The sequence below is a fragment of the Microbacterium sp. genome, from assembly GCF_047972865.1.
Taxonomy (GTDB): Bacteria; Actinomycetota; Actinomycetes; order Actinomycetales; family Microbacteriaceae; genus Microbacterium.
In genome coordinates this window covers 1-11476 of sequence record NZ_JBKEAY010000187.1, presented here as the reverse complement: position 1 = coordinate 11476, position 11476 = coordinate 1, and the positions used below count along the sequence as shown (strand labels likewise).

Here is an 11476-nt window from a genome sequence, read left to right as displayed (position 1 = left end):
GATGAGCGGGCTGTCCGGTTGACGCTCGCGGCGCACGCGCGGTCTTTGGGGCATGGTGGGATCGCGGCGGTGGCGCGGGCGTCGGGGGCGTCGCAGTCGCGGATCGCGAAGGGTGTGGCGGAGCTGGAGTCTGGGGAGGCGCCGTCGTCTCGGATCCGTCGTCCCGGTGCCGGCCGTCCTGCTGCGGCGGTCAAGGACCCCGGCCTGGTCCCGGAATTGCTCGCACTGGTGGAACCGACCCGGCGGGGCGACCCGGAATCGGCGCTGTCGTGGACGACGCTGTCGACCACGAAGCTCGCCGAAGAGCTCACCGCCAGCGGTCACCCGGTCTCACCGGACACCGTCGGCAAGCTCCTGAAGCAGCAGGGGTTCAGCCTGCAGGCCAACGCCAAGCAGGTCGAGGGCAATCAGCACCCGGACCGGGATGGGCAGTTCTCCTATCTCAACGACCAGGCGCAGCAGCATCTGGCCGCCGGGTGCCCGGTGATCAGCGTGGACACCAAGAAGAAGGAACTCGTCGGCAACTACCTGAACAAGGGCGCCCAATGGCGCCCGAAGGGCGACCCGGAACACGTGAAGGTCCATGACTTCATCGACCCGGCCCTGGGCAAAGCGAACCCGTACGGGGTCTACGACGTCGCCGCGAACAGCGGGTGGGTGTCCGTCGGCACCGACCACGACACCGCCGCGTTTGCGGTGAACACGATCCGCTCCTGGTGGAACACCACCGGCCGACACGTCTACCCGGACGCGGCCCGGCTGCTGATCACCGCCGATGGTGGCGGCTCCAACGGCTACCGCACGCGGGCGTGGAAGACCGAACTCGCCGCTCTCGCCGCCACCACAGGCCTTCAGATCACCGTCTGCCACCTGCCGCCCGGAACGAGCAAGTGGAACAAGATCGAGCACCGCCTGTTCAGCCACATCTCGATGAACTGGCGCGGCCGTCCCCTGACCAGCCACGACGTGATCGTGTACACCATCGCCGCGACCACCACCAGCTCCGGGCTGACCGTGCACGCCGAACTCGACCACAACGACTACCCCACCGGCGTGAAGATCCCCGACCAGCACATGCGAGACCTCGAAACCTCAGGCACCCCCACCCGCCACGACTGGCACGGCGAATGGAACTACACCCTCAACCCCGACACACACAACCAAATAATCGGAGAGCCCTTTGCCAACGCGGCCGAATCCGCAGGGCTCGCGATCGCCCTGGCTGATGCCGTTAGCCAGATCAACGAATGGGGGACTGCTGCACCCCTGGATCATCGAGCGACAGAGAGACCAGTCATGCCGAGCCCGGCAGGCTGCCACCGCCCCGCATGGCCGCTGAACGGGTAACGATGAACGTAACGGGGGGACGCCGAGCTACTGCCGAGCGAACGTTTCCAGCGCGGCAGCGTATCGGTCAGGGTCTTTGCGGGTCGCGTCGGTCATCAGGAGTGCTGAGCCGCCGATGACGCGCGTGTGTTCGCCACGGCATGGGATGGTGATGATCTTCGACAGCCCCATCCGCCACGCAGGAATCAGGGCATCCAGCGACCGACGCTCGGGCGACTCGGCGAGCGACCGCGGGTGATCGTCACGCCACGCACGGAACCGCGCCTCTGCCCACGCCCGATACTCCTCGGTGAACGCTGCGTCGCCGAAACGCTCTCGCCAGGTCGGCCCATGCAACCGGCGAATCAGCTCCGCGCGCTCCTTCGACCCGTCCGCGGTGCGGGTCAGCTCCTCGAACATGGATGGCTCGACAAGCACAGCAGCGTGGCTCACGATGTCCTCCCACACCTCCGGCCACGCCCCTTCCCATGCGTCACGATCATCCGGATCACCGATTCGCGCAGGCGGGTCCACGAGCAAGGGAGGAAGACCATCGCCGGTCGGCCGCAGACCCCACGCCTCCCGAATCCACAGCAACTCCAAGACCTGATAGGAATCGTTGTCCACCGAGATGACCATGTCATGCGGCCACGGAGTGCCCTCCATCGGGTGGTCGAACGCATCGCATCTCCCTTCCAGCACCGGTGAACTCCTTCAACCAGTATCGCCCTCGCGAGAGCCCCAACGACCGACGCCGTCGACACGACCGGAGGAGCGCCGACCGGAGGAGCTCCTCTTCTCCAAGGGATGGCGGCTCCGGTCACCCGACGCGCTCAGCGCCCTCGCCATGCTCAACCTCGGCGGACACAGACTCGCCCTCCCCGACTGCGCATGACCCACGGATCAGTCAGGAGAGCCAGTACTACCAGGGCTGCCACGAGCCGACATCCCTGAGCGACGCGTACGTGGACTTTTCCCAGGGCGCGCCGACGCTCACCTGACGGTGACACGGCTACCGGGCACAACGCCGAACGGGGCGCGGGCTTCACCGCCCACGCCCCGTTCTCTGACGTGACCCCGTGCTCTCACACCGGGGTCCGGGACACGCCAGCCTCAGGCATGACTGTGGGGGTCAGCCCTGCCCGTAGGCGCCCGAGAGGTAGCCCATCATCCTGCCGGTGAGGAACGCGCCCGAGTACATCGAGATCGCTTCGAACTTGTCGAGCAGATCCGAGTTCCGCAACAACGCGGCCACCTCGTAGGATGCCACCGAGATCACCGGTTCGGTCCCCCCGTCGCGAAGGATCTGGATTTCTTCGGCGAGTTGCTGGCGCCCGAGATCGAGCCCCCGCGAGATGACCGCGTCGGAGCGGACGCCGACGATCTCGAACCCGTCGCCGAGGATCGCGTTGTTGTAGTACTTCTCCATCAGTGCCTGGTTGCGCGCGTAGTTCGACAGACCGTATGCCATCGTGGCGTAACGCGCGTTGGAGTCGTCGCCGCCGACGTAGTCAGCGATGGCGGGAAGGATCGCCTGCTGCACCGTCGCGACTCCCACGTTGAGGTCATTGGCGGCCAGCGCATTGAGAACCTGTGAGTTCGACATGCCGAACTCCTCGGCCCATCCGGCGATGATGGTCTCCTCGAACGCCGTGTAGTTCGCCTCGGCGCCACGACGGAAGAAGTCACCCACCTGCGCGATGTCGACGTCTGCGGAGATCTCCGCTCCGGGGTTGTCGCGCCCTGCTTCGAAGACGGCATCCGCGTTCTCGAGCAACCCGCTCGCGAACTCGCGCCACAGGACGGGGAGCACCAGCTGGCCGAAGAACTCCTCGAGGGAACCGATCGTGTCGTCTTCAAAACCCTGCTGCAGCGTCGCGATCTCCTGCTGCGCGAAGACCAACAGCGAGTACGCGTCGAACGCCCCGGCGAACCCGTTGACGAGGCCCTCCACATCGGCCACCGACTTGGGTTCGTAGGCGGAGAGCCGGTCGAGGAAGGCGAAGAACTCCCGCTCTGCGACCGTGTCGTTGGTCGCCTGGTCGAAGATTGTCCCCAGGCCTTCGAGACCCTGCGTGTACAGCGGCGTGAGTAGCTCGCCGACCCCGGCGATCGCTTCCATGGTGACGGCCGCCTGCGACGCGATATTGAAGGCGCCCGCTTGCTGGCCCTGCCGCGACAGGTCCTCGGCGCGCGCGGCATAGAACTCCGCATTGTCGATCACGCCTGTCGTGACGAAGAGGGACTGCATGTCCGCGGGGAGACGCTCGAACTCCCGCTTGGCGTCCTCGTAGCGCGCCATCGCCGCATCCGCCTGCGGCTTGACCTTGTCGTACGAGTCGTTGTCGAGCCGAGGATCACTGGAGACTCCGGGCACGGCGATCTCGTTCCCGGTCAACTGCTCGTACGCCTCGTAGATGTCGCCGACTTCGATCACATCCACACCGAGCCGCTCTCCGGCCCGCACGACATCGACCGTTTCGCCATCGGCATTGGGTGTGTTTCGCTGACCCAGCGGGATGAGCACGGTGTCGAATCCAGCCTCGGCGGCTCCCTCCAGTTTCTCGGGAATCCCGCCCACCGGGCCGATCGTCCCGGTGGTGTTGATGGTGCCGGTCATCGTCACGCCCTCGAGGAACTCATCGCCTCGCGACAGTGCCATGATCCCCGCCGTCGTAAGCGCGCCCGCGCTGGGCCCGTCGACGCGGCCGTCGGTCTCGAACGAGAATTCCCCTTCGAGGGGTGACCCCAGCAGCAGCGTCGCAGTGATCGCTGCGCTCCAGGCGCCGGCCTGGGCCTGCCCACCGATCCCGCCCACCTCGTTGGCCGAGAACTCCACCCGGAAATCCCCCGGCTCGTCGGGCGGGCTGAGCGTGATCGTGGTGTCGCCGGTCGTTCCCCCCTGGCTGTTGTAAGCGAGCCAGGTGATCGTGATCTCCCCACCGCCGCCGCCGCTCGTCGAGCCGCCGTCGGTCGACCCGCCGCCGTCGGGAATGAACGCGGTGCAACCGGCCGTGGCAGTCAGAGTTGCGGTGAGTGCAAGAGCCAACAGGCCCCGGCGAATACGTGACATAGATCCTCCATCGTTGTTCCACACGATGCCGACCGCCCACCAGGGACATCGTCCGCCGCCCAAAGCCCGAACGTTCCCGAACGTGACGGTATGATCCGATGGGAGTGCCGTGCCAGGACACACCACCGGGGGAGGTGCCGTGATCGACTCGTCGTCGTCTCCGGGAACCATCGAAGCGCTAACCGAACGGTTGCGCGCGCGACGCGTGGAAGCGATGTCTCCGTCTTACAGTGAGATCGCGCGACGCGTAGCGCAGTTGCGCACCGAGCGCGGCGTGCCCGCCAGCGACCGCACCCCCGGGCGCGTCACGGTCTACGACTGTTTCCGAACCGATCGACGTCGCATCGACGTCCCCCTCGTGCTCGACATCGTTGTGGCGCTGGGGGCGGATGAGGCCGAACTGGCGCGCTGGCGTGACTGGTGCCGGCAGTTGCGTAGCAGGCGCGAACACGGCGTGGTTGTCACCGCGCGCCCGGTGCTGCCGCCGATCGCGTTGCCGCACACACGGCGCAGATTGGCATCGGGTATCGCTGCGCACGGCACGACGGTGCTGGCCGGAATGCCCGGCGCCGGCAAGACACAGATCGCGACGGTCGCGTTGCGTTCACTCGTCGACGCGGGGATCCTGTCAGGGGCCATCACCGTGGACGTGCGGGGGAGTGAGCCCGATACCCCGCCGGTGCACGTCCGCGCGATCCTCGACGGCATCGCCCGCGCGCTGGGTCGCGAGGTGGACGACCGTCGCCCCACCGTGCAACGTGTGAGGAACATCGCGCGAGTGCTTGCCACCGAGCGCATCGGCGTGCTGCTGGACGACGTCAGCAGCAGCAGCGAGGTGCGTCGGCTCGTGCAAGAGATCTCGTCGACGCCCCTGGTCATCACCAGCCGTGCGGCCCTCGACATCGGGGGGGCTGAACGACTCACCGTCACCGGCTGGGCCCCTGACGAGGCGGCAGGGTTTCTCGCGGAGTACCTTGGCCCCGACCCCGTCGCGGCGGAGGCCGATGCTGTGGCCACGATCATCGACCTGACCGGCGGACTTCCGCTGGCGATGACCCTCGCCGCGACCCGTATCGCCCAGCGGCCAGACTGGTCGTTGCGCGACCACGCGGACGCGCTCCGCACGCGCTTCGAAGGCCTCCACCTGCCCGGGGACGTGACCTCGGCGCTGCAACTGTCCTATCAGGCCTTGTCCGAGGAGGAGCGCCGAGCGCTGCGCCTGCTCGCCTCGCTCCCGGTCCACCGCATTCCCCGCCTCATGACGGCCGCGCTGTGGGACGTCACCGCCGACGCGGCGGAGGAGACCCTGAACGCCCTCGCCACCGCACACCTCATCGACTGCGATCCCGACGGCGGCATCGCGATGCATGCGCTGGTGCGCACGTTCGCCACCGCGCAGTCGGTGGACGACGACCCGCAGGCGCAGCGGGATGCCGCGCTGGACCGGCTCGCCGGCGCCTATCACGCCGAGGCGCACCGGGCCGACGCAGCCTGGCCCGCTGGGCTCGTGAGTCGGGAGGCCGAAAAGGACCCGATGGATCCCGCCGCCGCGACCGAGTGGTTCCGCGCCGAGGTCGGCCATATCATCGAGCTCTGTCATGCGTTGGCCGAGCGGCGCCCCGACCTGACCTTCGAACTCGCCGAGGCGACGTCCCGCTACGTTGAGTCGGAGTCATGGCACCGCGGCGCCGAGCCGATGTTCCAGCTCGCGCTGGAGTGCGCGCACCGACTCGATGACCCGAACGCCCTCACCGTCGCCGAGCGGCTCGTGGGCGCGGGCCTGCTGCGTCGCGGCGAGCCCCGCGCGGTCGCCCATCTCACCCGCGCACTCGAGATCGCGCGAGAAGCCGACCTGCCGCACGGCGCGGCTGCGGCCGCGAACGGTCTCGCAATCCACGCTCTGTACACCGGGGACGTTTCGGGCGCCCTCGCCTGGCTGCGGGAGGTGCGCGCAGGCGCCCACGATGCCGCGATGCCCATCGTCGCCAACAACATTGGAGTGGTGCTGCGCTACCTCGGTGACCTCGAGGGTGCCGCGGAGCACCACTTGGAGGCGTACCACTTGTATACCGCCAACCACGAAGACTCCGGCGCCGGCGGGGCGCTGAGCAACCTCAGTGAGGTGTACCTCGTCGCGGGTGAGATCGAGCGGGCCACAGAGACTGCCCGGACCGCTGTCAGGCTCACTTCCGGCGAGGGCATCGGCCGTCACGCACACTCCCTCACCAACCTCGGCAACGCCTTGCATGCCCAGGGCGATCTGATCGGCGCGCGTGAGACGCACGAACGGGCGCGCGCGCTGTCGGGCGCCGTCGGCGACCTCACGGTCGTGGCCTACATCCTCACGAACCTGGCCGTGTGCCTGCGCGACCTCGGCGAGCACACCGCCGCGCGGGCTCACCTCCAACGTGCCTACACGTTCGCCGTCGATGCGGACCTGCGGTACGAACTCGGCCGGGCACAGCTGGAACTGGCCGTGTACGACCTCGACGACGGTGATCACGACGCCGCGCGCACGCGCCTGGCTGCCGCGATCGCTGCTCTCCGGAACCACCGCGGACCCGAGGTCGACCGCGCGAAGGCGCTGTGGGAGTCGCTGCCCGCGGCGCGTTGAGCCTGCGTGCGGGGGCGAATTATCCCACAGAACCGACCTCGTCGGCTTAGGTTATCCTCACCTAGAATTCACAGCGGTCCTGAGTCAGACTGGGCCACCGGGCGGTGATGTCACGAGCATCGTGCACCTCCGAACTCCGATGCCCGGCTGCCCGTCAGAAAGAGGTTGCACAGACGTGGAAAACGACATTCGGAACGGTGACTGGGACATCGACCCGAACCACTCCCGTATCGGCTTCTCCGCGCGCCACGCCATGGTCACCACCGTCCGTGGCTCGTTCAACGACGTCGTGGGACACATCCACGTCGACGTCGATGACCCGGCGGCGTCGTACGTGAACATCACCGTCAAGGCGGCCAGCGTCGACACCCGGACCGCCGAACGCGACAATCATCTCCGCAGCGCGGACTTCTTCGACGTCGAGAACTATCCGGACATCACGTTCCGCAGCACCCGCGCCGAGGAGATCGACCACAACGCGATCGTCGTCACCGGCGACCTGACGATCCGCGACATCACACAGCAGATGGCGATCCCGATCGCGCTCACCGGCATCCAGGCCGACGCGTTCGGCGTCGTGCGCGCCGGCTTCGAGGGAAGCCGCAAGATCAACCGCCGTGACTTCGGGCTGGAGTGGAACCTCCCGCTCGACTCCGGCGGGTTGCTGGTGTCGGAGCGAATCACGCTCGAGTTCGAACTGTCCGCGATTCAGCGGACCGCCGTCGGCGACGGCGACGACCCCTCGGACGCGGATGCCGTTCCCGAGGACACCATCGACCGCGCGACCCACTGACCCTCGAGCGGGAGTCCTCCCGCGCGTCCGCTACCGGCTCATCACCTCGGTCCGTGCGGTGTGATGCTCCTGCGGCGGCCTACGCCGCCGCAGGAGGTGAGTGAGCACGGTGAGGTGGGGGAACTCGACCAGCATCCCGAGGATGATGGCGGCGTGAACGACGGGTTCGTTCGGAAGCGCGACCGTCGTGACGGCGAGCATCAGCGGGGCATTGCGGGCTGAGGTCGTCATCGTCACGAGTGCCTGTTCCGGGCGGCGCAACCGGAACACGCGTGCGACGGCCTCACCGAGCGCGTAGGTGGCCACGAAGAACAGGAACACCACGAGCAGCACCCACCCGACGGTGCCCGGGTCGGCGAGGATCGTACCGACGTTCCCGGCGAAGATCGTCGCGATGACGGCGGCGATGAGGCCGGGGACGGCTCGGTCGGCTGCGGCGACGACACGGACGCGACGTGCCGACGGGACGCTGAGCCGCAGCACCAGGCGCGCGCCGAGACCGACGGCGGCGGGCAGGACGAACCAGGTCAGCAGCGCGGGGCCGGCCGACGAGGCCGTCGCCGCACCCTGGTCACCGGCGAACAACGACAGCCACAGCGGGTACAACAGCAGTTGTGCCGTCAGCTGCAGCGGAACGAGCGCGGCTCCGGTGGTCGTGTCTCCGCCGACGAGGCGTGTGAAACCAAGGAACCAGTCCGTACACGGCGCGAGGCAGTAGATCAGCACTCCCAGCCGCACGGCAGGATCGGGGAGAAGGGACGTGAGCGCCACCGCGAGCGCGGGCACGACCAGGAAGTTCAGCCCGAGCGCGATCGCCGCCGTGCGCGGCGCCCGGCGGAGCGCCGCCAGGCCGTCGAGCGGCAGCGTGAAGAACAACGCGGCGACCAGCAGCAGGATCAGCGGGTCGGTCCAGCCGGCGACGACTCCGGCCGGACCGGGAGCCCACGCACCCAGCGCGCTGCCCAGCACGATCGCGGCGAGAAATAGGCCCGTGGTCGCCCACGCCCGTCCGGCCGCGCTCAGCACGCGCACTCCACGTCGCAGCACGACAGGTCGTCGGTGAGCATTCCGGCCGAGCGCCACGCCTCCAGTGCACCGACGTCCTTCCCGAGGCGTCGCCCGATGACGCCGGCGACATGCGCGAACCGCTGCCGGAACTTGTACACGAAGCAGAACTTCAGGCCACCGTGTCGCAGCGACGGTCCCGACAGGAACAGATCCGGCGTCAGTGTGGACTGGTCGTCCTCATCCACCTCCGGCCATCCGTCGTCGCGTCGGTGGAAGAGGTGTTCGGTCGGCCCGAGCCCGGGCCCGTACCCGGTCGCCGCGATCGGACGGGAGTCGGCGCTCACGCGGGTGCCGTTGTCCAGGCTCGTCACCCAGGTGTCGTCGTCGCGCGTGACGCGCCGGGCGTCCGCGGCGATGAGATGGAGTCTGCCGGTCTCGCGTGCGGCGGTGAATCGTGCGCGTGAGCGCGGTGCGAGCCGAAACGACGGGTCCGAGCCGCTGCCGGCATCCCACGGGGTCTGCGCGTCGACGACGGTGACCGTCGCCCCACGTTCGACGTGGTGGCAGGCGATATCGACACCGGACTCGTAGCCGCCGATCACCAGCACGCGGCCGTCCCGGTCCTCCCATGCCTGCGGAGTGCGGGCCGCGTCGCACAGGCCCGCGCCGGAGAGCCGGGGATCGTTCGGCTGGTGGAACTCCCCACCCGCCCACACCAGGGTGCGGGCGAGCACGGGCCCGCGCGCGCACTGCACCTCGAAGCCCTCGTCGTGGCGTTGCACGCCGGTCACGTCGGTCTCGTCGAGGATCGGAACGCGGAAGTACGCGGCGACACTGCGAAGGTACTTCGCGTACTGCGGACCCGTCGGGTAGTCGACGCCGAGGCTGAACGCCGGCGAGGTCTCGGGGTGGACGGCGTTGAGATCGGTCGCGCCGAACCCGTTCCCGGTGAAGGACGGCGTGAGAAAGGTCTGCGCCGCCGGCCACTCCAGGAAGGTCTGGCCGATGCGACCTCGTTCGAGCACGCCGAAGGTCAGGTCGTCGACGGCGGCCAAGGCCAGTGCCGTTCCGATCCCGGCGGGTCCGGCTCCCACGACGAGAGCATCGAGGACGTTGGTGGTGGACATCGTCACCTCATCTTATTGATAACAGTTCTCAATAGAATACGGCGAGGAAAGCGCTCGCGCGAACGCGGACCTGTGGACGAATGCGACGCGCACCCGCCGCGGGGTGACAGGATGCCGGGATGCTGACCCTGCTCGCCCGGGCGATCACGACGCCGTGGCAGCGCGTCGTCGTCGCGGTCGTCATCGCGGGCGCGGTCGCCGCGGTGGTGCTCTGGAGTCTCGCGACGACGGCGGGGGACGCGGCCCTCACGAGTGCCGCGGTCACGATCGTGCATGCCTACCTCGCGGTGATCAGCATCGTGCTCGGCGTCATCGACGGCCGTACCCACCGCCTGCCCAACCGCATCGTGCTCCCCGCGTACCCGGTGCTGCTGGCGCTGTACGCACTGGCCTGTGTGCCGAACCCGGACTGGTCGCCCTTCCTGCGCGCGGCCCTCGCCGGCGCGGCGGTGTTCGGCTTCTACCTGCTGCTGCACGGCGTCCGCTCCGCGGGCCTGGGTGCCGGAGACGTCAAGCTGGCCGGTGTCACCGGCCTCGCGCTGGGGTGGGGTGGCTGGGACAGCGTGCTGGTCGGCGTGGTCGCGGCCTTCGTCGTTGGCGCCGCCCTCGCCCTCGCGCTGATGGCGGCTCGACGCGCAGATCGGCACACTCGCATCCCGTTCGGTCCCGCCATGCTCGCCGGCATGTGGATCGGCCTGATCGCGGCATCCGGGGGAGTGCTGGACGGCGCGTGAGTTTCCCTTCGCGTACGCGCTGTCCTAGTCTCGTCGCGTGCCGATCCGCCGTGTCGGCGCGTGAGGGGAGGCCCATTCATGGTGACCGACAGCACCCGACCCGGAGTCATCGCCCGGCTCATCGCCTGGTCGCTCCAGCGCAGCATCGTCCGCGCGTACCTCCGGTACTCGCAGCAGCACGGATCCATGCTTGCCGACAGCGTCACCTATCGCACCCTGTTCAGCGTTTTCGCCGGCGTTCTCCTCGGTTTCTCCGTGGCCGCGCTCTGGCTCGCGGGTGACCCGGTCGCCTGGCAGGCGCTCGTGGGCGCGCTCGACGAGGCGATCCCGGGGCTTGTCGGCGAGGGTGGTCTCATCCGCCTCGACGGCATCTCGGCCCCGGCGGGCCTGTCGGTCGCCGGACTGGTGTCGCTCGTAGGCCTGATCGGAGCGGGCATCGGCGCGATCGGGTCGATGCGTCTCGCCATCCGCCAGCTCGCGGGCACCGCCGGCGACGATGTCGCGTTCGCCTGGGTGCTGCTGCGCAACCTCGGGCTGGCGCTGGGCGCTGCGCTCCTGCTGGTGCTCTCGGCGGCCGCGACCATGCTGGGGACGGCGGGCCTGGGTATGGTCGCCGACGCGCTCGGCCTGCCCCACGACGACCCGCTGATCACCCTCGCGAGCCGGGCGGTCGCCGTCGTCGTCACCTTCGCGCTGGATGCCGTCGTCATCGCGGCGCTGTTCCGGGTGCTGTCCGGGCTGCGTCCCCGCGCGTGGACGCTGTGGTCGGGCGCACTGCTCGGCGCCGCGGGGCTGACGGTG

8 protein-coding genes and 1 pseudogene are annotated in these 11476 nt (G+C 68.9%); 5 read left to right on the top strand and 4 right to left on the bottom strand.

The annotated features are described in order from the left end of the window. Positions 1-1149 (top strand): annotated as a pseudogene (locus tag ACK5KK_RS11175) (ISAzo13 family transposase); the annotation flags it as partial. Between the two features lie 225 nt (positions 1150-1374). Here the strand turns inward: ACK5KK_RS11175 and ACK5KK_RS11170 are convergent. Both ACK5KK_RS11170 and ACK5KK_RS11165 read right to left on the bottom strand, forming a co-directional pair. Continuing rightward, positions 1375-2028, bottom strand: coding sequence for a hypothetical protein (locus ACK5KK_RS11170; RefSeq protein WP_416890163.1), 654 nt, complete (start codon positions 2026-2028; stop codon positions 1375-1377). Positions 2029-2458: 430 nt separating this feature from the next. Continuing rightward, complete coding sequence (locus ACK5KK_RS11165) at positions 2459-4399, bottom strand: S16 family serine protease (RefSeq protein WP_416890162.1); 1941 nt, start codon at positions 4397-4399, stop codon at positions 2459-2461. 139 nt (positions 4400-4538) lie between these two features. On the opposite strand from ACK5KK_RS11165, the gene ACK5KK_RS11160 reads away from it, so the two are divergent. Together ACK5KK_RS11160 and ACK5KK_RS11155 are read left to right on the top strand one after the other, a co-directional pair. Beyond that, on the top strand, positions 4539-7013 hold the full coding sequence (locus tag ACK5KK_RS11160; protein ID WP_416890161.1) for a tetratricopeptide repeat protein: 2475 nt from the start codon (positions 4539-4541) through the stop codon (positions 7011-7013). A gap of 175 nt (positions 7014-7188) precedes the next feature. Further along, positions 7189-7806 (top strand): YceI family protein, encoded by a 618-nt coding sequence (locus ACK5KK_RS11155; RefSeq protein WP_416890160.1) that lies wholly within the window; start codon positions 7189-7191, stop codon positions 7804-7806. A gap of 30 nt (positions 7807-7836) precedes the next feature. On the opposite strand, the gene ACK5KK_RS11150 is transcribed toward ACK5KK_RS11155, so the two are convergent. Continuing rightward, positions 7837-8853, bottom strand: a complete 1017-nt coding sequence (locus ACK5KK_RS11150) for an arsenic resistance protein (protein WP_416890159.1) — start codon at positions 8851-8853, stop codon at positions 7837-7839. Then, positions 8826-9941: an NAD(P)/FAD-dependent oxidoreductase gene (locus ACK5KK_RS11145; protein WP_416890158.1), complete on the bottom strand. Its 1116-nt coding sequence runs from the start codon at positions 9939-9941 to the stop codon at positions 8826-8828. The genes ACK5KK_RS11150 and ACK5KK_RS11145 overlap by 28 nt, the downstream gene beginning before the upstream one ends. A 119-nt stretch (positions 9942-10060) precedes the next feature. Here ACK5KK_RS11145 and ACK5KK_RS11140 point away from each other — a divergent pair, with 119 nt between their 5' ends. Then, the gene (locus ACK5KK_RS11140; RefSeq protein ID WP_416890157.1) at positions 10061-10675 is read left to right on the top strand and encodes a prepilin peptidase; all 615 of its coding nucleotides are present in this window, start codon (positions 10061-10063) and stop codon (positions 10673-10675) included. Between the two features lie 78 nt (positions 10676-10753). Continuing rightward, a partial coding sequence (locus ACK5KK_RS11135; protein WP_416890156.1) for a YhjD/YihY/BrkB family envelope integrity protein occupies positions 10754-11476 on the top strand: 723 nt, incomplete at its 3' end.

Coding starts and splice junctions, on each gene's coding strand:
- ACK5KK_RS11165 (WP_416890162.1), bottom strand. CDS start 4,399: ATGTCACGTATTCGCCGGGGCCTGTTGGCTCTTGCACTCACCGCAACT.
- ACK5KK_RS11145 (WP_416890158.1), bottom strand. CDS start 9,941: ATGTCCACCACCAACGTCCTCGATGCTCTCGTCGTGGGAGCCGGACCC.
- ACK5KK_RS11140 (WP_416890157.1), top strand. CDS start 10,061: ATGCTGACCCTGCTCGCCCGGGCGATCACGACGCCGTGGCAGCGCGTC.